Source organism: Nocardia sp. NPDC005978, from assembly GCF_040614455.1.
GTDB lineage: Bacteria > Actinomycetota > Actinomycetes > Mycobacteriales > Mycobacteriaceae > Nocardia.
Genome location: NZ_JBEXUS010000068.1, coordinates 20,984 through 44,222 on the forward strand (window position 1 = coordinate 20,984; position 23,239 = coordinate 44,222).

Annotated in this window: 22 protein-coding genes and 2 pseudogenes; 14 read left to right on the forward strand and 10 right to left on the reverse strand. The window is 70.1% G+C overall.

From position 1 onward, the window contains the following. The first annotated feature begins 8 nt into the window (after positions 1 to 8). Complete coding sequence (locus ABZ319_RS26590) at positions 9 to 482, forward strand: hypothetical protein (RefSeq protein WP_354989214.1); 474 nt, start codon at positions 9 to 11, stop codon at positions 480 to 482. Here the strand turns inward: ABZ319_RS26590 and ABZ319_RS26595 are convergent. Beyond that, positions 427 to 900 (reverse strand): PaaI family thioesterase, encoded by a 474-nt coding sequence (locus tag ABZ319_RS26595; protein ID WP_354989215.1) that lies wholly within the window; start codon positions 898 to 900, stop codon positions 427 to 429. The two genes, ABZ319_RS26590 and ABZ319_RS26595, sit on opposite strands and share 56 nt — an antisense overlap. After that, positions 897 to 1,478: a TetR family transcriptional regulator gene (locus ABZ319_RS26600; protein ID WP_354989216.1), complete on the reverse strand. Its 582-nt coding sequence runs from the start codon at positions 1,476 to 1,478 to the stop codon at positions 897 to 899. Before ABZ319_RS26600 ends, ABZ319_RS26595 begins: the two co-directional genes overlap by 4 nt. 81 nt (positions 1,479 to 1,559) lie before the next feature. Here ABZ319_RS26600 and ABZ319_RS26605 point away from each other — a divergent pair, with 81 nt between their 5' ends. Together ABZ319_RS26605 and ABZ319_RS26610 are read left to right on the forward strand one after the other, a co-directional pair. Further along, the gene (locus tag ABZ319_RS26605) at positions 1,560 to 2,633 is read left to right on the forward strand and encodes a DNA polymerase IV (protein WP_354989236.1); all 1,074 of its coding nucleotides are present in this window, start codon (positions 1,560 to 1,562) and stop codon (positions 2,631 to 2,633) included. Positions 2,634 to 2,687: 54 nt separating this feature from the next. Continuing rightward, the gene (locus ABZ319_RS26610) at positions 2,688 to 3,470 is read left to right on the forward strand and encodes an enoyl-CoA hydratase-related protein (protein ID WP_354989217.1); all 783 of its coding nucleotides are present in this window, start codon (positions 2,688 to 2,690) and stop codon (positions 3,468 to 3,470) included. Between the two features lie 291 nt (positions 3,471 to 3,761). Here the strand turns inward: ABZ319_RS26610 and ABZ319_RS26615 are convergent, their stop codons facing one another. Next, positions 3,762 to 4,580, reverse strand: coding sequence for an alpha/beta hydrolase (locus tag ABZ319_RS26615; protein ID WP_354989218.1), 819 nt, complete (start codon positions 4,578 to 4,580; stop codon positions 3,762 to 3,764). A 163-nt stretch (positions 4,581 to 4,743) separates the two neighbouring features. Here ABZ319_RS26615 and ABZ319_RS26620 point away from each other — a divergent pair, with 163 nt between their 5' ends. Then, positions 4,744 to 5,736: an acryloyl-CoA reductase gene (locus ABZ319_RS26620; RefSeq protein WP_354989219.1), complete on the forward strand. Its 993-nt coding sequence runs from the start codon at positions 4,744 to 4,746 to the stop codon at positions 5,734 to 5,736. Between the two features lies 1 nt (position 5,737). Here the strand turns inward: ABZ319_RS26620 and ABZ319_RS26625 are convergent, their stop codons facing one another. From ABZ319_RS26625 to ABZ319_RS26640, 4 genes are all read right to left on the reverse strand, one after another. Continuing rightward, complete coding sequence (locus ABZ319_RS26625; protein ID WP_354989220.1) at positions 5,738 to 6,436, reverse strand: endonuclease/exonuclease/phosphatase family protein; 699 nt, start codon at positions 6,434 to 6,436, stop codon at positions 5,738 to 5,740. Between the two features lie 154 nt (positions 6,437 to 6,590). Then, complete coding sequence (gene lon / locus ABZ319_RS26630) at positions 6,591 to 9,071, reverse strand: endopeptidase La (RefSeq protein WP_354989221.1); 2,481 nt, start codon at positions 9,069 to 9,071, stop codon at positions 6,591 to 6,593. A 176-nt stretch (positions 9,072 to 9,247) separates the two neighbouring features. Further along, on the reverse strand, positions 9,248 to 9,700 hold the full coding sequence (locus ABZ319_RS26635; protein ID WP_354989222.1) for a DUF1801 domain-containing protein: 453 nt from the start codon (positions 9,698 to 9,700) through the stop codon (positions 9,248 to 9,250). A gap of 63 nt (positions 9,701 to 9,763) precedes the next feature. After that, positions 9,764 to 10,120, reverse strand: a complete 357-nt coding sequence (locus ABZ319_RS26640; protein WP_354989223.1) for a VOC family protein — start codon at positions 10,118 to 10,120, stop codon at positions 9,764 to 9,766. Positions 10,121 to 10,347: 227 nt separating this feature from the next. On the opposite strand from ABZ319_RS26640, the gene ABZ319_RS26645 reads away from it, so the two are divergent. The 3 genes from ABZ319_RS26645 (at position 10,348) to ABZ319_RS26655 (ending at position 12,818) form a co-directional block, all read left to right on the forward strand. After that, positions 10,348 to 11,193 carry an alpha/beta hydrolase gene (locus ABZ319_RS26645; RefSeq protein ID WP_354989224.1) on the forward strand — a complete coding sequence of 282 codons (846 nt, stop codon included), beginning with the start codon at positions 10,348 to 10,350 and terminating at the stop codon, positions 11,191 to 11,193. Beyond that, positions 11,193 to 11,774, forward strand: a complete 582-nt coding sequence (locus ABZ319_RS26650) for a WHG domain-containing protein (protein ID WP_354989225.1) — start codon at positions 11,193 to 11,195, stop codon at positions 11,772 to 11,774. The genes ABZ319_RS26645 and ABZ319_RS26650 overlap by 1 nt, the downstream gene beginning before the upstream one ends. A gap of 129 nt (positions 11,775 to 11,903) precedes the next feature. Next, positions 11,904 to 12,818 carry an alpha/beta hydrolase gene (locus tag ABZ319_RS26655; RefSeq protein WP_354989226.1) on the forward strand — a complete coding sequence of 305 codons (915 nt, stop codon included), beginning with the start codon at positions 11,904 to 11,906 and terminating at the stop codon, positions 12,816 to 12,818. 339 nt (positions 12,819 to 13,157) lie between these two features. Here ABZ319_RS26655 and ABZ319_RS26660 read toward each other — a convergent pair whose 3' ends face one another. After that, on the reverse strand, positions 13,158 to 13,877 hold the full coding sequence (locus tag ABZ319_RS26660) for a sporulation protein (RefSeq protein ID WP_354989227.1): 720 nt from the start codon (positions 13,875 to 13,877) through the stop codon (positions 13,158 to 13,160). A gap of 132 nt (positions 13,878 to 14,009) precedes the next feature. On the opposite strand from ABZ319_RS26660, the gene ABZ319_RS26665 reads away from it, so the two are divergent. Beyond that, positions 14,010 to 15,017: a zinc-binding dehydrogenase gene (locus tag ABZ319_RS26665; RefSeq protein ID WP_354989228.1), complete on the forward strand. Its 1,008-nt coding sequence runs from the start codon at positions 14,010 to 14,012 to the stop codon at positions 15,015 to 15,017. Positions 15,018 to 15,079: 62 nt separating this feature from the next. Here ABZ319_RS26665 and ABZ319_RS26670 read toward each other — a convergent pair whose 3' ends face one another. Continuing rightward, positions 15,080 to 16,150 carry a metallophosphoesterase gene (locus ABZ319_RS26670; RefSeq protein WP_354989229.1) on the reverse strand — a complete coding sequence of 357 codons (1,071 nt, stop codon included), beginning with the start codon at positions 16,148 to 16,150 and terminating at the stop codon, positions 15,080 to 15,082. Positions 16,151 to 16,406: 256 nt separating this feature from the next. Between ABZ319_RS26670 and ABZ319_RS26675 the strand changes: the two genes are divergently transcribed. The 6 genes and pseudogenes from ABZ319_RS26675 to ABZ319_RS26700 all read left to right on the forward strand — a co-directional run. Then, positions 16,407 to 17,762 (forward strand): hypothetical protein, encoded by a 1,356-nt coding sequence (locus tag ABZ319_RS26675; RefSeq protein WP_354989230.1) that lies wholly within the window; start codon positions 16,407 to 16,409, stop codon positions 17,760 to 17,762. 146 nt (positions 17,763 to 17,908) lie between these two features. Then, positions 17,909 to 18,700, forward strand: coding sequence for a TIGR03084 family metal-binding protein (locus ABZ319_RS26680; RefSeq protein WP_354989231.1), 792 nt, complete (start codon positions 17,909 to 17,911; stop codon positions 18,698 to 18,700). Between the two features lie 406 nt (positions 18,701 to 19,106). Next, a complete protein-coding gene (locus ABZ319_RS26685) occupies positions 19,107 to 19,889 on the forward strand; it encodes a hypothetical protein (RefSeq protein ID WP_354989232.1) in 783 nt (260 codons plus the stop codon). 10 nt (positions 19,890 to 19,899) lie between these two features. Further along, entirely contained in the window at positions 19,900 to 21,084 is a 1,185-nt protein-coding gene (gene lhgO, locus ABZ319_RS26690; protein ID WP_354989233.1) for an L-2-hydroxyglutarate oxidase, read from the forward strand. Positions 21,085 to 21,212: 128 nt separating this feature from the next. Then, entirely contained in the window at positions 21,213 to 21,734 is a 522-nt protein-coding gene (locus tag ABZ319_RS26695) for an SRPBCC family protein (protein ID WP_354989234.1), read from the forward strand. A 10-nt stretch (positions 21,735 to 21,744) separates the two neighbouring features. Beyond that, positions 21,745 to 22,176, forward strand: a pseudogene (locus ABZ319_RS26700) (ribonuclease H); the annotation flags it as partial. A 395-nt stretch (positions 22,177 to 22,571) separates the two neighbouring features. Here ABZ319_RS26700 and ABZ319_RS26705 read toward each other — a convergent pair. Then, a pseudogene (locus ABZ319_RS26705) lies at positions 22,572 to 23,239 on the reverse strand (hypothetical protein); the annotation flags it as partial.

Here is a 23,239-nt window from a genome sequence, read left to right on the forward strand (position 1 = left end):
GAGTATCAGTGAGTCGTACGACGGAGCAGCAGCGGGTTTCCGCTTTCCGTTTTCCCGAGACGCGCTCGGCGGGCCATGCCGCGCCGGCGCGGTCGCCGCTGGCGGAACCCCCGATGGAGTTGCGGGTGACCTCCGGTTTCCAGCGCACCCCGGAACAGTGGACGGTGCCCAAACAGCTGGTGGCCCACTGCACTTCGGGCCGGGTCGTCATCGACTTCACCACGGCGCACTGCACCCGCCGGGAGATCGATCTCGAGCTGCACGCCGGGTCGGGCACCGTGGTGATCGTGGTACCCCGGGGCTGGCGGGTGGACCTCGAGGGCGTGCGCCGCGGGGCGGACGCGACCGTCACCGATCGGGTGAGCATGCCGCGGTTCCCGGGCGCACCGCTGATCCGGGTGGTGGGTCAGCTGGAGACCGGAGTCGTCAAGGCGCGCTACGCGTATCGCTCGCCGATGGAGTGGCTGCGCCGTTCCCGCTGAGCTCGCGCTCGACACCGCGGGTGGTGCCCTGCGCGACCGCGCACAGTACCGGCCCGTCCGGTCCGTCCGCGAAAACCTCACAGCGGCAGACGGCTTGGCGGCGGGTGGCGCCGATGATGCTCGCCTCCGCGCGCAGTCGCTCGCCCGCCGCGGGCCGCAGATAGGTGATGGTGAAGCCGCCGGTCAGCACGTTCGAACCGAGCACCGTGGCCGCGGCATAGGTCAGCGCGTTGTCGGCCGCGTAGGCCAGCACCCCGCCGTGCACGTAGCCGAACTGCTGGTTCAGTTCCGGGCGGACGGGGATCTCCAGGGTCGCGCGGCCGTCACCCAGTGCGGTCAGCTCGGCGCCGATGAGCCGGCTGAAGCCCTGTGCGTCGAGAATCCGCTGTCCCAGTTCGAGATTCAGTTCCGTGGTCATGCCCGTTCTTCCTGTGCGTCGGTTCGTTCGGTGCGCAGCACCTGCCACGCGGCGTCGGCCAGCTGGGGCGCCACGTCGATCGGCGCGGTGACGATCTCGCCGCCGAGCCACCCCCGCGCGTACACCTGGGCGGGCCCCAGCCACAGCGCGTACAGCAGATCGAAATCGAGTTCGCGCACCGCGCCGTAGTTCGCGTGCGTGCGCCACCACCGCGCGACGTTGCGCATGAACTCGCGATTGCTCTCGCTGTCCCGGACCCCGGGCGGCCGCGCGGAGGTGAGAACCTGTGCGCGGTACTGGTTTTCGGTGACCCAGCGCAGGTGCTCGGTCACCGCCGCGCGCACCCCGGCCTCGGCGTCCGCACTATCGCCCACGGCCGCCCAGAAGCACCGCTGATAGTCGGTGAGCGCGTGCGCCCAGACCTGCCGGTACAGCTCGGCCTTGTCGGGAAAGTGGTGGTAGAGCGCGCCGACGCTGGCGCCGGCCGCGTCCCGGATCTGGGTGAGCGTCGCATCGAGAGCGCCGTGCTCGGCGAACTGCCGCTCGGCCGCCAGCAGCAACCGATCTCGGATCTTCATATACAGAATTTAGTTCTGTTCCGCCGTGTCCCGCAACCCCGAATCCCGGCATTTCCACAGACCATGCGGTATGACGGAGGGGTGGCGCGCTGGCTGTTGCACGTCGACCTCGACCAATTCCAGGCCGCGGTCGAATTTCGCCGCCATCCCGAACTCCGCGGACTCCCGGTCATCGTGGGCGGGAACGGGGATCCGCGGGAACCGCGCAAGGTGGTCTCGTGCGCCTCGTACCCGGCGCGGGCGCGCGGGGTGCACGCCGGCATGCCGCTGCGCACCGCGCTGCGGCACTGCCCGGAAGGGGTGTTCCTGCCCCAGGATCTGCCCGCCTACGCCGCGGCCTCCGACGAGATCATGGACGTGCTGCGCACCTTCCCCGGGCGCGTGGAGGTGCTCGGCTTCGACGAGGCCTTCCTCGCCGCCGACACCGACGACCCCGAACGGCTGGCCCGCGAAATACGCTCCGCCATCGAGGAATTGGGGCTGACCAGCGCGGTCGGCATCGGGGACAACAAGACCCGCGCCAAACTCGCCACCGGATTCGCCAAGGCGGTGGGCAAATCCGGCGCCGCCGAGGAACCGATTCCGGGCGCGGGCGCGGGCATCTTCCGGCTCACCGCGGACAACTGGACCGCGCTCATGGCGCACCGCCCGACCACCGCGCTGTGGGGCGTCGGCGGGCGCATCGCGAAAAGGATGGCGGCCCTGGGCATTCACACCGTCGGCGAACTGGCCGCCGCCGACCGCGCGGCGCTGGCCGCGGAATTCGGCCCGAATACCGGACCCTATCTGTGGGTACTCGGGCACGGCGCCGGTGACACGGACGTCGCCGAGCCGCGAGAACCCGTCGGGCGCAGCCACTCCGAGACCTTCGCGGCCGATCTGACCGAACACGCGGAATTCGACGCGGCCGTCACCCGGCTCGCCACCCTGGTGGCCGAGGAGACCATCGCGCAGGGGCGCAGCGTGCAGCGGGTCGGCGTCACCGTGCGCACCAGCACCTTCTACACCCGCACCAAACAGAAGAAACTGCGCGGCCCCACCGTCGACGTGGACGAGGTCGTGCGGACCGCGCTGCTGGTCCTGCACGCCTTCGAGCTGGACCGCCCCATCCGATTGCTCGGCGTCCGCGTCGAATTCGGTCCCGAACCGGGGTGAGCGGCCGCGTTTGACATGCTGGGACCAGGAATACAGACGGAAGGCACGCATCCGATGACCAAGTACGAGAACATCAGCTTCGAGCCCGCCGGCCCGATCGCGCGCATCACCCTGAACCGGCCCGCCGCCGCGAACGGCATCGACCAGGCGCTGGCCGACGAGCTGGTCCGGGCCGCAACCTACTGCTCCGAGGATCCGGCCGTGAAGGTCGTGGTGCTCACCGGCGCGGGCAAGTTCTTCTCCGCGGGCGGCGATCTGCAGGCCATGTCGAACAGCTCGGACACCGGGCAGTTCATCGAGAAGCTGGCCGGGACCCTGCACGAGGCCGTGTCCGCGCTGGCCCGGATGGACGCGCTGCTCATCGTCGCGGTGAACGGCACCGCCGCCGGGGCGGGCATGAGCCTGGCCGTGGCCGGTGACCTGGTGGTCGCGGGCGAATCCGCGAAATTCACCATGGCGTACACCAAGGTCGGGCTGAGCCCGGACGGCGGCGCGTCCTACTACCTGCCGCGCCTGATCGGCCTGCGCCGCACCCAGGACCTCATGCTCACCAACCGCGTGCTCACCGCCGCCGAGGCTCTGGAGTGGGGACTGCTGCACCGGGTCGTGGCCGACGCCGAGCTCGCCGCGACCGTCGACCAGCTCGCCGAGCAGTTCGCCGCCGGGCCCAAGGGTTCTAACGCGCACGTCAAGAAGCTGCTGCTGGTGTCGGGGCAGCACACGCTAGAAGAGCAGCTGGCCACCGAAGCCGCGTTCATCACGAATTCCGCCGAATCGGCCGACGGCGCCGAGGGCATCGCCGCGTTCGTCGGCAAGCGGGCGCCGAAGTTCGCCTGAGCTGAGAATCGGGGAGCGGCGGCAACCCGCCGCGCCCCGCCTCCGGCCCGCCGCCCGGCCGGTCGCCGCACCCCGGCGGCCGACCGCGGGGCCGCGCCGCACGCGGTGACCGGCGTCCGGCCGTCAGGTCGTGGACCGCATTGCCGCGGTGGACGCGATCGAGGGTGTGCGCACCGGTTCCAAGGACGGGCATCAGGATGTGCCGGCCGGGGCCGTGACCAGGCGGAGGTCACCGCGGCTGTGTGGTCGCTGGTCCGCCACCGCGCCGAGAGCACTTCCCGGGTTCCCCGCTCATCCCTTCATGAAGGCCAGGATTTCCGCGTTCACCTCGGCGGCGTGCGTGATGTACAGGCCGTGCCCGGCGTCGGGGTACTCCTTCAGCACCGCGTGCGGGGCGAGCAGCACCGCCTGCCTGCTGCTGATCTCGATCGGGATCGACTGATCGGCCCAGCCGTGCAGCAGCAGGGTCGGCAGGGTCACCGCCTCGACATCGGGGCGGTGATCGGAGGTGAAGAGCTGACGCTGCACCTCTACCGAGGCGTACGGCGAGGCCGAGAGGCAGCGGCTCATCTCCAGGTCCATCACCGCCCGGCTCGTGCCGGGGCGCAGGTGGGTGGCGAAATAGCCCTGCGCGCGATCGGCGAACCACTGCGGGCGGTCGGTGCGCAGCTGGTGCAGGGAGGCCTCGAGCAGCTCGAGCGGGGCGCCCACCGGGTTGTCCGCGGTCTGGCACAGGTAGGGGATCGCGGGCGCCAGCAGGGCCAGGCGCACCGCGCGATCCTGCCCGTGCCGGGCCAGATAGCGCACCGCCTCCGCGCCGCCCGCCGAATGCGCGACGAGCATGAAGTCGCGCAGGTCCAGGTGCTCGACGAGGCGGGCCAGATCATCGGCGCGGGTGTCCACGTCGTAGCCGGTGCTCGGGCGCTCGGAACGGCCGTGCCCGCGCCGGTCCGGCAGGACGCACCGGTAGCCGCGGTCGAGGAAGTAGTGCAGCTGGTATTCCCACATCTCCGAGTTCAGCGACCAGCCCGCCACGAAGAGAATCGGGTCCCCGGTGCCGTAGTCCTCGTAGGCGAGGGTGGTGCCGTCGGTGCTCTGGTAGGTCGGCATATCGGCTGCGCTCCTTTGCTTTTCGCGTGCTGGAACAATGGTCGCGAAGGGCGTGAGCGAAAGCGATTACCCGCGGGGTAATGCCGCGTCCGTAGGGCGGGCCCTGTCGCGTCCGCGGCGTCGGGCCCTGTCGCGTCCGGTGGCCGGGTCCTATGCTCGGTGCATGGAGTTCCAGGCGATGGTGGCACGCAAGTCGGACAGCGGGATCACGCTCGAACGCGAGGTGGTCACCGAGGATTTCCTGCCAGCCGGTGACGTGACGATCAAGGTGCACTTCTCGAGCGCCAACTACAAGGACGGTCTCGCCATCACCCCCGGGGGCGGTGTGGTGCGGGACTATCCCATCGTTCCGGGCATCGACATCACCGGCGAGGTGTTCAGCTCGGACAGCCCGGACTTCGCGGCCGGTGACCTGGTGGTGGCCCACGGGTACGGCATCGGCGTCTCCCAGCACGGCGGTTTCGCCGAGTACGCGCGCGTGCCCGCCGACTGGGTGGTGAAACTGGACGGGCTCACCCCGCGCGAGGCCGCGGCCATCGGCACCGCCGGGTACACCGCGGCGCTGAGCGTGCAGGCCCTGCTCGACCACGGACTCACCCCCGCCTCCGGCCCGATCCTGGTGACCGGCGCGACCGGCGGCGTCGGCAGCGTCGCGGTGGACATCCTGTCCACGCTCGGCTTCGAGGTCATCGCCTCCACCGGCAAGCTCGGCACCACCGAACTGCTCACCACCCTCGGCGCGTCCGAGGTGATCGGCCGGCTGCCCGCCGAGGGCGAGAAGGTCCGGGCGCTGGGCAAATCGCTGTGGGCGGGCGCGGTCGACAGCGTCGGCGGCACCTCGCTCGCGCACATCCTGTCCACCACGAAATACGGTGGGGCGGTGGCGGTCAGCGGTCTCACCGGCGGCACCGACCTGCCCACCACCGTCATGCCCTTCATTCTGCGCGGAGTGTCCCTGCTCGGCATCGACTCGGTGCAGCACCCCATCGCGGCCCGCCGCGAGCTCTGGGCCCGTCTCGCGAAAGACCTGAACCCGCAGAGCCTTTCGGTGCTGGAGAACTACGCGCCCGTCACCGAGGCCGGGTCGGTCCTGCACGCCGTGCTCGAGGGCACCCACTCCGGCCGCACCGTGCTGGGCGTGGCCGGCGAGTTCTGAGCTAGCCGACGGCGGCGCGGACCAGATTGTGGTCCGACACCCCCGCCACCGGCACCACCGCGGCCTCGCGCACCGCGAGGCCGCGCGTGATGACGTGATCGATGAACTGGGACTTCGAGGTCGTCGTGCGCGGGCGGGTGGCGGGACCGTCCGGTGCGAAGCCCGCGATCTCGAAATCCGCGCCGAGGGCGGTAGCCACGGTGCTGCTGTCGGCGTTGAAATCGCCGAGCAGCACCGCGGGACCGGGTGTGGCCAGCTCCGCGAGCCGGGCGAATTGCCGGTTCCGTCGACTGTCCCCGGTGACATGGGTCGCGATCACCCGCACCCCGGCGACCTCCACGACCAGCGCGCCGTTGCCCGGATCGTTGTCGAACGGCTCGGCGGCGAGGGTGCGGCTCGGGCCGTCCACGATCAGCACGAGCGCCTCGAAGCCCTCGGACAACTGCGAGGCAACCTGCTTCGGCCTGGGCACCCGCGGATACCGCAGGGTATGAAAAGTTCGCTCCGGTAGGGACTTTCGCAGATCAGCGAGCTGATCGCCACTGACCTCCTGCAGGGCGATCACCTGCTCGGCGCGCCCGGCCACCAGGGCGGTGACCGCCGCTATCCGGTCGGTCTCGTCCGGCCACCGACCAGCAATCTCACTGGCCCAATTGTCGGCATGGACACGATGCAGCACATTCCAGCTGGCGACAGTCATCACAACCACCCACCGTACGAGAAACGAACGGACCGTGCGGATTTCGTTTCATGTGAAACATCCGCGCCCCGTTCGTTTGCCCTGCGATAGCCAAGTCGGATACGACACCGGCCGCGCGTGTGGGAGACACGCGCGGCCGGTGGGTGAGCGCCGATCAGGCGGTGGCGCTCAGGGGGCGGCCGTCCAGCGCCGGTTCGATGACCGGTTCGATGGCGTAGGCCAGGATCTCGGCCACGTCGGCGACGGGGCGGACATCCAGGGCGGCCAGGACCTCGGCGGGGACGTCGTCGAGATCCGGCTCGTTGCGGGCGGGGATGAAGACGGTCTTCAGACCCGCGCGCTGGGCGGCGAGCAGCTTCTGCTTCACCCCGCCGATGGGCAGGACGCGGCCGTTGAGGGTGACCTCACCGGTCATTCCGACATCCGCGCGGACCTGGCGGTCCAGGGCGAGCGAGACCAGGGCGGTGACCATGGTGACGCCGGCCGACGGACCGTCCTTGGGAACGGCGCCCGCGGGGAAGTGGATGTGGATGTTGCGGTCCAGGACCTTCGGCTCGATGCCGATCTCCTCCAGGTGCGAGCGCACGTAGGTGAGCGCGATCTGCGCGGACTCCTTCATGACGTCGCCCAGCTGACCGGTCAGGGTCAGCGAACGCTCACCCTCGGCGGCATTGGCCTCGATGTAGAGGACGTCGCCGCCGGCGCCGGTCACCGCCAAACCCGTTGCGACACCGGGCACCGCGGTGCGTTCCACCCCGTCGGGGGTGAAGCGCGGACGGCCCAGGTAGTCCTTCAGGTCGCCGACGCCGATCACCAATCGATCGGCCGCCGTCACCGGGGTGGCCGGCTCGTAGCCCAGCCCCGCGTCGTAACCCAGTGCTGTGGAGTCGTTTCCGGTCGCGTCGGGCGCGTCCGGAACGAATTCACCGGCGGTGATGATGCTTTCGGCCAGTGCGCTGGTGTCCGCCGACTCCGAGAGCTTGGTCGCCGCCTTGCGCAGGGCCTTGGCGATGAGCCGTTCCATCTGCCGCACACCGGCTTCGCGGGTGTAGTTCGCCGCCACCTCGCGCAGCGCCTCGTCGGTGACCTCCACCTCGTCGGCGGTGAGCGCGTTGCGCTCGAGCTGACGCGGGATCAGGAAGTCGCGGGCGATGGCGACCTTGTCGTCCTCGGTGTAGCCGTCGACCGTGATGAGCTCCATGCGGTCCAGCAGCGGGCCGGGGATGGTGTCCATGACGTTCGCGGTCGCGATGAACAGCACGTCGGACAGGTCCAGATCCAGGTCCAGGTAGTGATCGCGGAAGGTGTGGTTCTGCGCGGGGTCCAGGACCTCGAGCAGCGCCGCCGCCGGATCACCGCGGAAATCGGAGCCGACCTTGTCGATCTCGTCCAGCAGGACGACGGGATTCATCGAACCCGCCTCCTTCATGGCCCGCACGATGCGGCCGGGCAGCGCGCCGACGTAGGTGCGCCGGTGCCCGCGGATCTCGGCCTCGTCGCGCACGCCGCCCAGGGCGACGCGTACGAACTTGCGGCCCAGCGACCGTGCCACGGACTCACCCAGCGAGGTCTTGCCCACGCCGGGCGGGCCGACCAGCACCAGCACCGCGCCGGAACCGCGGCCGCCCACGACCTCCAGGCCGCGCGCGGCGCGGCGCGCACGCACCGCCAGGTACTCGACCATGCGGTCCTTGACCTCGTCCAGGCCGTGGTGATCGGCGTCCAGCACCGCGCGCGCGGCCGAGACATCGGTGCTGTCTTCGGTTTTCACGCCGAACGGCAGTTCCAGGACGGTGTCCAGCCAGGTCCGGATCCAGCCCGACTCCGGGCTCTGATCGCTCGCCCGCTCCAGCCGCCCGACCTCGCGCAGCGCGGCCTCGCGAATGTCGGCGGGCAGATCGGCGTTCTCGACCCGGGTGCGGTAGTCCTCCGCGCCGTCGGGCTCGTCCTCGCCCAGCTCCTTGCGAATCGCGTTGAGCTGCTGGCGCAGCAGGAATTCGCGCTGCGACTTCTCGACGCCCTCGCGCACGTCCTCGCTGATCTTCTCGTTGACCTCGGTCTCGGCGATGTGCTGCTTGGTCCACTCGATGAGCTTGGTCAAACGGGTTGCCACGTCGAGGGTTTCGAGCAGTTCGCGCTTCTCGTCATGGCTCAGGTACGGGGCCCAGCCGGCGGTGTCGGCGATGGCCTCGGGGTCCGAGAGCTGGTTGACCGCGTCGATGAGCTGCCACGCCTCACGACGCTGCAGCACCGCCACGACCAGCTTCTTGTAGTCGGCGGCCAGCTCCTTGGTGCGGCCGTCGGCGGGCGGGGTCTCGACCGGTTCGGCCTCGACCCACAGGGCCGCACCGGGGCCGGTCACGCCGTGGCCGATCTTCGCCCGGCGTTCGGCCTTGAGAACCGCGGCGGGCGCGCCGCCGCGCATGCGGCCGACCTGTTCGATGCCGGCGACCACGCCGTAGGCGGCGTAACCCTGCTCCAGCCGCGGCGCGACCAACACCTGGTTGACCTTGCCGGCCTGGGCGGCGTCGATGGCGGCCTGCGCGGATTCGTCGAGCTCGATCGGCACGATCATGCCGGGCAGCACGATCGGATCGGTCAGGAATAGGACCGGAAGGTTCTGGGTGTTGGTCACGACTTCTACCTCTTCCAAGATTGAGCGTCTCCTACTCAACTCAGGTTGAGCGTTACCCAATCAACCCCGACCCCCGCCCGGTAATTCCGCGACCTTGTTCGCCACCGGCGAACGCCCGGGTCACCGCGTGGCGATCCGGGCGAACGCACAGTTCAGAGGGTATTTCCGCCCCGGAACTACCGGGCGGCGCGCGCGACCAGCGCGCCGAGGAACGCCTCGTCGGCCGGGGTCAGGCCGGTGAGCGCGAAGGAGGTCGCCCACATCGTGCCCTCGTCGAGCCCGGCCTTGTCCTCGAAGCCGACGGTGGCGTAGCGGGACTTGAACTTCTCGGCGCTCTTGAAGAAACACAGCACCTTGCCGTCCTTGGCGTAGGAGGGCATGCCGTACCAGAGCTTGGGCATCAGGTGCGGGGCGTGCTCGGTGACGATGGCGTGCACCCGCTCGGCCAGGGCGCGATCGGAGTCGTTCATCTCGGCGATCTTGGCCAGGACGTCGGCGGTGCCGTCGGCCTTGCTGGACTTGCCGCCGCGCCGGGCCTCGGTCTTCAGTTCGGCGGCATGGGCTTTCATCGCGGCGCGCTCGGCGTCCGAGAAGCCGACGGTGGTCTTGGTGGCGGTGTCGGTGGTCATGTCGGGTTCCTCCGGTGGTGTTTCGGTGCCGTTGCGGCGGGAATGTTTGGGGGACTTGGTGATTCAGCGGTCCTGGAGCAGGCCCAGGATGTTGCCGTCGGCGTCGAGCACCTCGGCGACGCGGCGGCCGTTGCCGGTGTCGCGCAGGGACTGCTGCACCCTCGCGCCGGCCTGGCCCAGTTCGGCGAGCTTGGCCTCGATGTCGGGGACCTCCCAGTAGATGACCGGGGTGGTGTTGCCCTGCGGGCCGCCGTCCGGCACCAGGCCGATGTGGTGGCCGTCGAGGGTGAAGCCGACGTAGTAGGTGCCCTCGATCTCCGGCTCCACCCCGAGCAGGGCGGTGTACAACGCCTTGGCCGCGGTGAGATCGGAGACCGGGTAGAGCACCGTCTTGATGCCCTTGGCGGGGGTGGCGGTCATGGTGTCGGGCTCCTGTTCTCGCTGGTTGTGATGTCTTCAACGGTATTTCCGGGGCGGGCGCGGGACATCCGTGCCGACCACGGAACGCACCACGGAAAGTCCACGGATTGCCCGCCGCGGGCGGCGGTCCGGGACCGAGCCGGAACCCGGGGGTTGACGCGTATGGCTAAAGCTATTAGCTTTATAGCTATCGAACTTAGCTTCACTCCTGCGGAGAGAGGGACACCATGACCGAGTACCTGGACATCGACGGCGGGCGCATCGCTTACGACTCGATCGGCGACGGCCCGCTGGTGCTGCTCGCACACGGCATCGGCGATCGGCGGCAGGCCTACCGGTACCTCGCGCCCCTCATCGCGGCGGCGGGCTACCGGGTGGTCAGCGTCGACATGCGCGGCCACGGCGAATCCAGCCTGAACTGGCCTTCCGAGACCGGGAAGGACGCCATCAGCCGCACCGACGTGGCGCGGGACCTGCTGGCCGTCATCGCGAAGCTCGGCGGGCCGGCCGTCATCGTCGGGCATTCGCTCTCCGGCGGCGCCGCGACCATCGCCGCCGCCGAATCGCCGGAACTGGTCAGCGGCATCGTCGAGATCAACCCGTTCACCCGGGTGCAGAAGTTCGACCTCGGGGCGTTCGTCAAGACGGCCCGGCACCGCCGCGGCATGACCGCGCTCATGTCGACCCTCGTCTTCAAGAGCCTGCGGCAGTGGGAGAAGTACCTGGACGCGGCCTACCCGGCCAAACCCGCCGACTACGACGCCTACCTCGCCGAACTGCTCGCGAAGCTGCGCGAACCCGGCCGGATGGCCGAGTTCATGAAGACCGGCAAGTCCACCCCCGCCGACGCGCAGGCCCAGCTCGGCAACGTCACCCAGCCTGCGCTCCTGGTCATGGGCACCGCCGACCCGGACTTCCCGAACCCGGAAGCCGAGGGCCGGGCCATCATCGCCGCCATGCCCGCCGGGCTGGGCAGCCTCGGACTGGTCGAGGGCGCGGGCCACTACCCGCACGCCGAGGCGCCCGAGCGCACCGCCGAGCTGATCCTGCCGTTCCTGAAAGAGCACGCCTGATGCCGCGCGCCGGACTGAACAGAGCCGAGGTCATCGCCGCCGGTGCGGCGCTGGCCGACGAGGTGGGCTTCGCGAATCTGGCGCTGAGCCCGCTGGCCCAGCGGCTGGGCGTGCGCACGCCCTCGCTCTACAAACACGTCGAGAGCCTGGCCGACCTGCAGCGCGGGATCGCCGTCCTCGCCCTGACCGAACTCGACGCGCGCGTGCGCGACGCCATGCACGGGCATTCGGGCAGCGCGGCGCTGGCGGCCTTCGCCGACGGCTTTCGCGGCTACATCGTCGACCACCCGGGCAGATACGCGGCCACCGTCGGCGTCGAACCGACGGGGCCGGAAGATCCACTGGGACAGCCCAGTTCACGACTGCTGGAATCCATGTCGGCGGTGCTGCGCGGGTACCGCATCCCCGAGCCGGACATGATCCACGCGCTGCGCACCTTGCGCAGCACCTTCCACGGCTTCGCCACCCTGCAGGCGGGCGGCGGATTCCAGTGGGACGGCGACCCGGACGACAGCTTCGCGTGGATGATCCGCTTCCTCGACCGGGGGCTGCTGCGGCTGGGTGACACCGCGCCGTCCTGACCACCGGTCCCTCCTGAACGCCCGGCCGTACAACGCGATCCGGCACCGAAACCCCGGAAATACTCGGCGTCCGTGCGTTTCCGGAGCACGATGGGTTCGAGACCATCGGCAACGAGGCCCTGGAGCGTCATGGACGAGTTCGAATTCGACGGCACCCGCATCGCGTATCTCCGGCAGGGCGAGGACGGCCCGCCGGTGCTCATGCTGCACAACGCCGGTTCCTCCCACCTGATCTGGATGCCGCAGCTCACCGCGCTGGCCCGGAACCATCGGGTGTACGCGCTGGATCTGCCCGGGTACGGGTCCTCCGACCGGCCCGCGGCCGGATACACCCTCGAGCGGTACACCGAACTGGTGCGGGAGTTCGTGATTCGGCACGAGCTGTCCGGAATCGGCCTGGTCGGCAACTGCCTCGGCGCGGCCATCAGCCTCACCCTCGCCCGGCGCGAACCCGGGCTGGTGCGCGCGGTGGTGGCGATCAACCCGCTCACCGAGAACACCGCCATGCACGGCGATCTCGGCCTGGCCGCCCGCGCCACACGCGCCCTGCCCGATTTCGGCGCGCGGGTGCTCGGCGGCTGGCACACCCCGCAGTGGTTCGCGCGCACCACGATTCGCACGTGGTTCAGCAGCGGTCGGGCCTACCGCGAATGCCCTTACGTCACCCCGCTGGCCGCCGGGTTCCCCGCCCGCGCCCTGGTCGGCCTGGTCCGCGACCTGGATTCGTTCGCCGCCCTGGACGATTGGCCCGATCGCGACGCGCTGCCGCCGGTCTGCACGATCTGGGGCACCGAGAACCGGATCCTCTCGGCCGCCGCCGGCCGCACCGTGAACGCGGCCCTGCGCCCCGAACGCGCCGAATGGCTGGACGGCTGCGGGCACGTGGCCATGCTCGAACGGGCGCCGGAGGTGACGGCGATCGTCACCGAGTTCTTCGCCGCCCACCTCTCCCCCGCGGTTCCCGCGCCGGTCGCGGCCGAAAGCCGAACGGCTCCATCGGCATACGGGCACACGCGTGGAACCGATTGGACTACCGCCCGATGAGACCGCAGCCGAGGGCGTACGGCAGCAGCGACGTCCGCTCGCTCGAACGTGCGCCGGGAGGGACGGATGTCGTCGGCGGGTTCTTCGCCGCTGGCCTCTCCCCCGGCGGCTCCGGTGCCGGTCAAAGCCGGAAGCCGAACCGGCCCAGCCGGATACAGGCGACGAGGTGCAGGCGGCCGTCGAACAGCGTGCCGTGTCACCACTAACAGCGCGTATGACGCTCGCGGGATCACAGGGCACCGAAGGAGTGGGCGCAGACATCAGGCCGGCCGCATGCCCAGGGACGAGCGGGTTGTGAACGAGTCGTTCGTGTCGACGGCCGGGGAGATCGGTGGCGGATCAGGGGGCCGGGTCCGCCGGGGGCGGGAGCGGGGGTAGGGGCGGGGACGGGCGGCGGGTGAACCACTCCCCCAGGCGGTCGGGCCAGGGTTCGGTGGCCGCCTGATCGTGGGTGAGCTCGATGGAATCCACCGTGGGACCGCCGAGTTCGTACCAGCTCACCGCCAGCGTGTGTTCGGTGGTGGTGAGCGCCAGGCGCTTGGCCGAACCGGTGCGGCCGGACAGGCCGGGCAGCTCGAAAATCTGGCCGCCGGCGAACAGCGAACTCGTCTTCGGCTCGGCGCCCAGGGCGACTGCGGCGTTCAGGACGGCGAGCTGCCCGGGGAGCGGCACCACGCGCAGGCGCTGGATCTGGCCGAGCGCGGGGCGGTCCGCCCGCTCGGCGATCAGGCGGATATCCATCGTCACGGGGTAGATCGGCTTGCCACGCGATTCGGTCAGCGCCGTGGCCCACGGGATCCGGATGTGGAAGGGGATCAGCACCGAGCCCGAGTCCCGGACCCGGGTATCGGCCGCCACCGTCTCGTCCAGGTAGATCAGGTGGTTCGCGGAACCGAGCTCGTCGTCCCAGTCGGTGGGGTTCCGGCAGTTCACCTGAATCCGGGTGCGCGACACCGTCATCGGATCCGCACCGGCGGTCAGGCGCACCTGGCCGCCGAGCCGCCGGCCCGGCTGCACCCGCAGGGCGTCCACCTTGAATTCCGCGCCGTCCTCGGACATCGCATCGACCTCCCGTCCGGCCCCGTCGGGCCTGGCACCACCGAACCACAGCCCGGGCAATCGGCCGAACCCGGCGTGCGGTCGGCCTAGCATGGCGGTCGGAGTGCCGAACCGATCTGCCACGAGGAGTCGATGACCATGCTCGCCGCGCGTCTACACCTGGGACCGAACCGCCGGTTGGAACTCGACGAGGTGCCGATCCCCGAACCCGGACCCGACCACGTGCTGATCAAGGTCGAAGCGGCCGGGGTGTGCCTGTCGGACGTGCACCTCATCGACGGCACCCTGACCCCGCTGTTCCTGAAGGGCGACGTCGTCACCCTCGGGCACGAGGTCGCGGGCACCGTGCACGCCCTGGGACCGGGCGTCACCGGCCCGGCGATCGGCGACCGAGTCCTGTTGCAGGCCGGGGAGATGCGCGGCCAGGCCACCTTCACCCGCGGCGTCGACTACGACGGCGGCTGGGCCGAATACACCCTGGCCCGGGTCGACACGCTGGTCCCGATCCCCGACGAACTCCCCTTCGAACAGGCGTGCTTCATCCCGGACGCGGTCTCCACCCCCTGGGCCGCCATCACCGCCACCGCCGAGATCAAGGCCGGTGAGCCGGTGGGCGTCTGGGGCGTAGGCGGCCTCGGCGCCCACGGCGTCCAACTCCTGCGCCTGGTCGGCGCCGCCCCCATCATCGCGGTCGACCCCCTCCCCGCCGCCCGCGAACGCGCCCTCGAGTTCGGCGCGGACCTGGCCTTCGATCCCGCCGACCCGGAGTTGCGCGCCAAGATCTTCGCGGCGACCGGCACCGGCCTGGCCGCGGCCTTCGACTTCGCGGGCGTCGCCGCGGTCCGGGAACAGGCGGTGGTGTGCCTGGGCCCGCAGGGCCGCCTGGTCCTGGTCGGCCTGACCGACAAGCCGATCACGGTCTCCGGCGGCACGGCATTCAGCTTCTTCCAGCAGCAGTTGCGCGGGCACTACGGCTCGGGGCCCGAGCACGTGACCCAGCTGGTGAAACTGCAGGGCCTGCAACGGGTCGACTTCTCCCGCTCGGTGAGCGCGGTAGTGCCGCTGGCCGATGCCGCCAAGGCGGTGCACGCGCTGGAGGCCAAGGAGGGCAACCCGATTCGCATCGTGCTCAAGCCCTGATCGGGTGCTGCTCCCCCGCTCCCCAATCGAAGTGATTGCGGGAGCGGGGATTGCGGTGCGCCTCAGGCCAGGCGGCGCTGGAAGGCGTTGACCGGCAGACCGTTCGACGGATCCACGGTGTAGACGCCCAGATCCGCACTGGTCGGGGTCAGGTCCAGGACCATGAAGCCCAGATCGGTGAAGTTCTCGAACAGGGCCGGGGTCGTCGCGCCCTTCGCGTGTGCGCCTGAGTTGGTTTTGGCCGCCGCGCCTGAGACCAGTTGGCGGGTGCCCTTTGTCGCCGCGGTCGGTTCCAGGACCTGGAGGCAGTGGTCGTGGCCGGAGAGGACGTAGTTCGCGCGGCCGAGCACGTGAGTTTCGAAGAACGTCTTTACGTGGTTGCCGTTGATCGGCTCTATCGTCAGGCCCTCGTACGCGCCCGCGTTGCCGTGGCTGCCGTTGCTCAGGTACGGGTGGTGGGTGCAGACGATCTTCCACTTCGCGGTCGACTCGGACAGGGCGCGGTCCAGCCAGGCTGCCTGTTCGGTCATGAACTGGCCGTCCGCCGCCCAGAACGGGGCGAACAGCGGGGGGAGGTAGGCCGCGATCGGGTTCAGGTCCAGGACGAAGAACTCGACGACCGGGGTGGCGGGCGGGCCGACCGGGACCGAGTAGTAGCGGGACGGCATCCACCAGCGGCGGGAGCGGGCGTGATAGGCCACCTCGTGGTCGCCGCGCAGCAGCCAGCCGCCGTCGCCGGGCAGGATCGAGGAGTTGTCGTGGTTGCCCTGCACCATGATCCAGGGGAAGTCGAGGCCGTGGTTCGGGGCCTCGAACTTCGCGTCGAACTGTGCGTCGTCACTGGCCCAGGGGCCGGACTCGTACACGTTGTCGCCCAGGCCGAGGGCGAGGGAGAACGGGGTGTCCGCGTGCAGCGCGCGGATCGCGTCGGCCACGGCCCACTGCGGGCGAGCGCCGGTGCCGGCGTCGCCGGTGATCAGCACGCGCAGTTCGGCGCTGTCCGGGTAGGGGAACTTGGCCACGGACGGAGCGGGCGCGGGCTCGGCCCACGCCGGCCCGGCCGCGGCGGCCAGGGTCGCGACACTCGCGGCGGTGGCGGCGCCGGACAGAAAACCACGGCGGTCGACGGTCATCGGGATCTCCCTCATCCTTTCCTTCTGGTCGAGTGACCAGTATTGCCGGTCCGCGCGCCCGCCGCGCGGTATGCCGATATTCCGCACACCATATCCACCGGAAGCCACGTATTTGCCGGACCCCGGAACGCGCGCCGACCCGGCCCGTTGCGACACGTTCGCCGAGGCCATGGACCTTTTGACAGCATCCGCCGCCGGTGAGAGTGTTGATCGACCGTTATCTCGAGTTTCAAGCTCGGCCACAGGGGGACGCAGCATGACGACACTGGCCTCGGGCGTCTTCATCAATTGGGAAGAGCTGACCGGCCAGTCCAAGCTCGTCGTGGATTTGATCAGCTTCCCGCTGTTCAGTGCCATCGCGGGCTGGCTCACCAACTGGACCGGCGTGCTGATGCTGTTCTGGCCGGTCTATTTTCGCGGATTCCGCATTCCCGGCCTGGAACTGCTCTACCCCTATTTCCCGCGCCGGGTCCAGGTACTGCCCACCTTCTCCGGCGACGGCAAACGCCTGGGCTTCCAGGGCTTCATCCCCGCGCGCGCCGAGAAAATGGCGAGCATCTGCGTCGACGTCGCCATCATGCGCATCGGCAGTCCCAAGGACTTCATTCGCGAACTCGACCTGGACGGCATCGCCGACTACATCGCCGAGGTCGGGCGCAAACAGGTGCCGTCCCTGGTCAACGAGGTGATGCTGCGCGAGAACCCGGATATCTGGAATGCCGTGCCGCGCGCGGTCCGCAATGTGCTGTACCAGCGGGTCGAGCGCGAATTGCCCACGCTGGCCCGCACCGCTTTCGAACAGCTCGGCGACAATGTCGATCAGCTCATCGACATCAAGGCCTTCGTCATTCGGTATCTGCGCCAGAATCCGCACATTCTGAAGGACCTCACGACCACGGTCGCCGCGCCCGAACTCAAATTCATGGTGCGCATCGGCCTGCTGGGCGCGCCGTTCGGCCTGCTGCTGGCGCTGTACATGCATGTGCACCAGAGCATTCCGGTCATCGGCTGGATCCCGGGCTGGGCCGTCATTCTCACCGCGGCCGCCGCCATCGGCGTGGCGGTCAATGTCATCGCCATCAAGATGATGTTCGAACCCGGCGATCCGCAGCCGCGCTACAAATACCTGTGGAAGCAGGCGCTGCTGGCCAAGCGGCAGCCCGAGGCCGCGGCCGATCTCGCGCACATCCTGGCCTACCAGGTGCTGACCCTGCCCAACCTGGCCGAAGAGCTGCTGGACGGCCCGAACGGCGACAAGACCCGGCAGCTGCTCGAGCGGCTCATCTCCGCCGAGATCCACCGCCAGCTCGGGCCGACCCACACCTTCGTGCGGGCCGCCTTCGGGGCGCGGCAGTTCGACAATCTCAAGGTCGGCGCGGCCGGCGCGGCGGCGGGCCTGGCCCCCAGCCTCACCGAGGATCCGGAATTCGCCGCGGCCCAGGCCAAGAAGATCGACGAGTTCGCCGCGCGCAAGCTGCAACTGCTCACCCCCGGCGAATTCATGGAGATGTTCTACGCCTCCGTCGAACAAGACGCGTGGCTGCTGTATCTGCACGGCGCGGTGCTCGGACTCGCCGTCGGCGGGGTGCACCTGGCCCTGTTCGGCTGGTAGCCAGAAGGTCGCTCACCTGGGCGAACAGCGCGGCGGAAATACAAGCACGCACGCTTGCATTTTTCTGGCCGCACTGCGATGCTGACCGTCGACGGCGTTCACCGGCACGGTGGACGACCGGTTCCGCGCGGCGACAAGGACTTGCGATGGCCGATCTCGAGGCGCTACTGGCCGACTTCACCGCCGAATGCGGCGACCTGGACGCACTGGTCGCCGACCTGGACAAGGTCGACTGGTCGCAGGACACCCCCGCCGCGGGCTGGACCATCGCCCATCAGATCGGGCATCTGCACTGGACCGATCAGGTCTCGGTCATCGCGGCCACCGACGCCGAGCGCTTCGGCGCTCTCGTACAGGAAGCCCTGCCCCGGGCGCTGACCTTCGTCGACGAAGCCGCCGAGATCGCGGCCGGACAGCCACCGGCCGAACTGCTCGCCGCCTGGCGCCGCGACCGCGCCGCCCTGGTCGAAGCGCTGCGCGTCGTGCCGGCCGGGGTCAAACTCCCCTGGTTCGGCCCGCCCATGAGCGCCGCCTCCATGATCACCGCCCGGCTCATGGAAACCTGGGCGCACGGGCAGGACGTGGCCGACGCGCTCGGGGTCGTGCGAACCCCCACCGCTCGCCTGCGCAACATCGCGCACCTGGGCGTGCGCACCCGGAACTTCGCCTACATCACCAACAATCGGGCCGTGCCCACCGCGGAGTTCCGGATCGAACTCACCGCCCCCGACGGCGGCGTCTGGACCTGGGGACCCGAGGACGCGGCGCAGCGGCTGCGCGGACCGGCCCTGGACTTCTGCCTGGCCGTCACCCAGCGCAGGCACCTGGACGACCTCGCGCTGGAGATCGAGGGCGCGGACGTGGCCGAATGGCTGGAGCTGGCACAGGCTTTCGCGGGTCCGCCCGGAACAGGACGAACGGCAGGCCAGTTCCACTGACCTGCCGTCGATCCCGGCCTCCGGCCCGTCGGACCATCATCTGAGGCGATGTCGGCGCGACATCGGCCCCGAGTCCCATTCCAGGAGGCAAGGAGCGAGCGAGCGCCACCGTTGGTGCGCCGTGCCTGGTGCGACCGGACGACATTGGCCGGAAGTCCTCGATGGCAGTCGAGTTGGCGCTCGCCGCTACCCGATATTTACCCACCCTTTCGCGGGCGGAAACCTCTCCGATCGCAAGGAATCGCTGGCTGTCGCGATATGCGTTCTATGCTGTGATCCTGCTCTCATCGATAGCTGCTGCCACCGCGCGCCGCCGTAACCTGGACGCGCGTACGACTTTCAATGGTGCGGGTCGTGGGCGTCGAAAGACGCAGGGGGACCAGGGGAGAGGAAGGACGCACCAGTCATGTCGCACGAACTCGCGACGCAGGCCGTCCGGTCGACCCGGCGCGCGGCACAGGCGGTTCGCTACACCGCCGTCGTCACCGCCGCCATGGCCAGCATCGGTCTCACCGTCACCGCCGGCGCCTACATCGCCAATCAGATGGCGGGCGTACAGCATTCGGACAGCATCCTCGCCGGGCCGCCCGCCCCGCGGGACCTCACCGCGGCGAGCGCGGACCGTCACCCGGGCGGCATTCTGCCGCTCGCCGAAAGAACCGACATCGCAGCGCTTTTCGAGAATCAGCGCACCGTGATCAGCAACCGCGACGGCGTGCCCTCGACACAGAGCGCCGCCGCCGAGGAGGCACCCCGACCGCAGAGCACCGCGCTGGCCGGGCAGCTACGGCTCGGCAATACCTACGTCGGCGCGCAAGTGCTACCCGTGCAACGCAATTCGCTGACCTTCACCGTGGACACCAACCTCTTCGCGACCCTGGCCGACCTCGTGCTGCGCGGGCCGATCGGGGAACAGCTCGGCGTGGTCGGCGGCAATCCGAGCGCGGTCACCCAGCTGCGCACCGATCTCGACACCCGGCGCGGCGAACTCACCCTGACCCTGTCCGATCCGGCCATCGGGGCCCACGGCCTGCAACTGGCCCGCCACCCCGCACCCGCCGCCACGGCAACCGACGAGCTCACCGCCGCCGTTCCGGTCCCGCCCGGGACCTCGGGCCAGGACGCGGCGCTCGGCCACCACGACGCCCGGGAAGGGTCGCCGGACGCGCCGGACGGCACCGCTGTGTGAGACTTCCCCCGTGTACGACTACTGCGTGATCGGCGGCGGCATCGTCGGGGTGGCCACCGCGTACCGCCTGCTGGAACGGCATCCGGGCGCCCGCGTGCTCCTGCTCGAGAAGGCGGACCGCCTCGCCGTCCATCAGACCGGGCACAACAGCGGCGTCATCCACTCGGGCATCTACTACGAGCCCGGCAGCCTCAAGGCGCGACTGTGCCGCGCGGGCGCGGAGTGGACCAAGACCTTCGCCGCCGAGCACGGGATTCCGTTCGAGGTGTGCGGAAAACTGCTGGTGGCCACCGATGCCGGCGAGCAGGCCCGCATGCTGGCGCTCTACGAGCGCTCGGTCGCCAACGACGTCGAGGTGGAACTGCTGGACGCAGCCGAACTCCGGCGGCGCGAACCGCGGGTGCGCGGCGTCGGCGCGCTGTTCGTCCCGGGCACCGGGATCATCGACTACACCCGGGTCACCGAGGCCCTGGCCGACCGGGTGCGGGCGGGCGGCGGCGAGATCGTCCTGGGCGCCGAGATCACCGCGATCGCCGAAACAGCGGACGCGGTAACGGTTTCCGGGCCCGCGGGCACCTGGCGGACGGCCCGCCTGGTGGTCTGCGGCGGGTTGCAGGCCGATCGCCTGGCGCGGCTCGCCGGGCTCGAACTCGACCTGCGCATCGTGCCGTTCCGCGGCGAGTACTACCGGTTGCCCGCGCATCGCCGGAATCTGGTGCGCGCCCTCATCTATCCGATTCCGGATCCCGAATTGCCGTTCCTGGGCGTGCATTTGAGCCCGACCATCGACGGCGAGCTGACCGTCGGCCCGAACGCGGTGCTGGGCCTGGCGCGCGAGGGGTACCGCAAGGGCAGCGTGAATCTGCGCGACGCCCGGGACGTGCTGGGGTTCCCCGGTTTTCACCGGGTGGCAGCGGCCAACGTGCGCACCGGGCTGCGCGAGATGCGGAACTCGCTGTTCAAGCGCGGATACCTGGCCGAGTGCCGCCGCTACTGCCCCGAGCTGACCGCGGCGGATCTGCTGCCGCGCCCGGCGGGGATCCGGGCGCAGGCCGTGCTGCGCGACGGCACGCTGGTGCACGACTTCCTGATCGAGCGCACCCCGCGCTCGGTGCACGTGCTCAATGCCCCGTCTCCGGCGGCCACCTCGGCGCTGCCGATCGCCGAGCACATCGCCGCACAATTGGACGATTGACCGAAATAGGGGGAATTGCCGGGAGGCCGCTGGATATCCACTTCCGCCCTCGCGATATCCGGGTATCCATGTAATAAATAGGATTGCTGTAGTACTTTTGTTGGCAGCCGTGGGACAGGGAGCAGCCTATGGGCCACATCAAATACGCGAGTGACGTCGGTGCGCCGGTGGAGGTCGCGTTCACGTACACGGACAACCATCAGTTCGTGCCGGACTGGGCGTTCATCGTGGCGGCCTTCGAACCGATCGGCGAGTCCGATCATGGTTCGGGAGCCGTCTTCGCGACCACCCTCCGGGTCGGCCCGTGGCATCCCACGGTCGAGTGCGAGATCACCGAGTACCGCCGCAACGCGGTCATCGAGTACACCCTGCGCAGACGCCGGAAGGGGAAGCCGGCGCCCGCGCAGGGTGCTCGCGCGAGTTGCACCGACCCGCTCGCGGTGATCAAGCTGCGCTTCGATCCGCTCGGCTACGGCCGCGCGGTGCTGACCTCGGAAACCGAGTACTGGACACCGCGGGGACTCACCGGGCGACTGCTCTCCCGTATGCTGGCAGCCGCCGTACAATCAGCGGTTCGGCGTACCGAGTCGCAATTGCGTAGGGAGATAGAGGAATTCCACGGAACGGATCTTGTCGGCCGGATTGCGTAGGGTAACCAGCATGATCATCGTGAGCACCGACGGATCGTGCCTGCGGAACCCGGGCGGCGCCATCGGCTGGGCCTGGGTCAATCACGCGGGCGGATCGGCCAGCGGCGGTGCGGTCTCGGGCACCAATCAGATCGCCGAGCTCCGTGCGCTGCTGGAAGCGGTGCGCTCGCACTCCGGCTCCGAGCCGCTGCTCATCGAGAGCGATTCGCTCTACGCCATCAAATGCGCCTCCGAGTGGATCAACAGCTGGCGGCGCAACGGCTGGCGCACCTCGAGCGGCGGCGATGTCAAGAACATCGAACTGATCCGCGAGATCGACCGGGCCATCGCGGCCCGGCCCGGCCCGGTCCGATTCCGCTGGGTACGCGGCCACGTGGGCAACTACTTCAACGAGCAGGCCGACACGCTCTGCGGGCAGGCCGCGCGCAAGGTCGCCGCGTCCGGCGCGGGCACCGACGCGCCCGGCAGCAATGCCGCGGGCGTGCCCGCCACCGCCCCCGGCGAGCCGCTGATCGAGCCGCTGCCGGCCGAGCCCGTCACCGAGCCGCTGCCGGTGATCGCACCGCAGCCCGCGCCCGCCGAACCGGCGGCCGTCGCCACCACGATCACGGCCCACCCCCCGGCGGCGACCACGGCCCACACCCCCGCCAAGACACCGCGCCGCCGCGTGTCCGCGGCCAAGAGCACGCCCGCGGACGCGCTGACCCTGTTCTGAGCCGAGGCCCCGCGGGCCGGCGCGCGATGATCCGCTGCCGGTTCGGATGCCGCCCACGCGGATACGACGAAACCGCCGCCCGTGATTCGTGCACGGGCGGCGGTTTCCGTTCGTCGGGCCGGCTAGTTGCCGGGGGCCGGAGCCGTGCTCGGCGCGGGCGCGGTGCTCGGCGCGCCGCCACCGGTCGGGCCGGCGAGGCTCTTCATGGCGGGGGAGTCGAAGTTGGCGACCTTCCAGACGCCGTCCTGATTCTCCAGCTCGGCCACGCCCGGCACGGTCAGCATGTCGGACTGGGCCACCACGCCGTTGGAACGGACCTGGGTCAGGATCAGCACGACCTTGGCCTTGCTGTCGTCGCCGGACTCCCACGCGCAGTGGATCTCGTCCAGCGTGGACTTGGCCTGCACGCTGGACATGGCCTCCTTCAGCGCGCCGGACGCGCCGTCGAAGAAGGACAGCCACTGCCCGGTGGACAGATCCTTCACCCGGGTGAAGTAGTCGTCCAGGCTCTTGGCGTCGTAGTTGGAGACGGCCTTGCCGAAATCGCAGGCCGCGGCGGTCGCGGCGTCGCGGGCCTCGATCTCCTGCTTGCTGTCGTCGGCCTGCTTCCACAGCACGACCCCGGCCGCGACGGCGGCGACCAGCACCACGCCCGCGGCGAACGCGCCGATGATCGGCACCAGCGTCTTGCCGGACCGGCCGCCTCCCGCCGCGGCGGGAGCCGGCGCCGTGGGGGCGGGCTTGGGAGCGGGCGGGTTGTTGGGAGGCTGGGGTATCGCGGGGTCCGTCT

Excerpts from the sequence above, each read along its gene's own strand:
- ABZ319_RS26595 (WP_354989215.1), bottom strand. The coding sequence starts at position 900 with ATGACCACGGAACTGAATCTCGAACTGGGACAGCGGATTCTCGACGCA.
- ABZ319_RS26600 (WP_354989216.1), bottom strand. The coding sequence starts at position 1,478 with ATGAAGATCCGAGATCGGTTGCTGCTGGCGGCCGAGCGGCAGTTCGCC.
- ABZ319_RS26610 (WP_354989217.1), top strand. The coding sequence starts at position 2,688 with ATGACCAAGTACGAGAACATCAGCTTCGAGCCCGCCGGCCCGATCGCG.
- ABZ319_RS26615 (WP_354989218.1), bottom strand. The coding sequence starts at position 4,580 with ATGCCGACCTACCAGAGCACCGACGGCACCACCCTCGCCTACGAGGAC.
- ABZ319_RS26620 (WP_354989219.1), top strand. The coding sequence starts at position 4,744 with ATGGAGTTCCAGGCGATGGTGGCACGCAAGTCGGACAGCGGGATCACG.
- ABZ319_RS26625 (WP_354989220.1), bottom strand. The coding sequence starts at position 6,436 with ATGACTGTCGCCAGCTGGAATGTGCTGCATCGTGTCCATGCCGACAAT.
- ABZ319_RS26635 (WP_354989222.1), bottom strand. The coding sequence starts at position 9,700 with ATGACCACCGACACCGCCACCAAGACCACCGTCGGCTTCTCGGACGCC.
- ABZ319_RS26640 (WP_354989223.1), bottom strand. The coding sequence starts at position 10,120 with ATGACCGCCACCCCCGCCAAGGGCATCAAGACGGTGCTCTACCCGGTC.
- ABZ319_RS26645 (WP_354989224.1), top strand. The coding sequence starts at position 10,348 with ATGACCGAGTACCTGGACATCGACGGCGGGCGCATCGCTTACGACTCG.
- ABZ319_RS26650 (WP_354989225.1), top strand. The coding sequence starts at position 11,193 with ATGCCGCGCGCCGGACTGAACAGAGCCGAGGTCATCGCCGCCGGTGCG.
- ABZ319_RS26655 (WP_354989226.1), top strand. The coding sequence starts at position 11,904 with ATGGACGAGTTCGAATTCGACGGCACCCGCATCGCGTATCTCCGGCAG.
- ABZ319_RS26660 (WP_354989227.1), bottom strand. The coding sequence starts at position 13,877 with ATGTCCGAGGACGGCGCGGAATTCAAGGTGGACGCCCTGCGGGTGCAG.
- ABZ319_RS26665 (WP_354989228.1), top strand. The coding sequence starts at position 14,010 with ATGACCATGCTCGCCGCGCGTCTACACCTGGGACCGAACCGCCGGTTG.
- ABZ319_RS26670 (WP_354989229.1), bottom strand. The coding sequence starts at position 16,150 with ATGACCGTCGACCGCCGTGGTTTTCTGTCCGGCGCCGCCACCGCCGCG.
- ABZ319_RS26675 (WP_354989230.1), top strand. The coding sequence starts at position 16,407 with ATGACGACACTGGCCTCGGGCGTCTTCATCAATTGGGAAGAGCTGACC.
- ABZ319_RS26680 (WP_354989231.1), top strand. The coding sequence starts at position 17,909 with ATGGCCGATCTCGAGGCGCTACTGGCCGACTTCACCGCCGAATGCGGC.
- ABZ319_RS26685 (WP_354989232.1), top strand. The coding sequence starts at position 19,107 with ATGTCGCACGAACTCGCGACGCAGGCCGTCCGGTCGACCCGGCGCGCG.
- ABZ319_RS26695 (WP_354989234.1), top strand. The coding sequence starts at position 21,213 with ATGGGCCACATCAAATACGCGAGTGACGTCGGTGCGCCGGTGGAGGTC.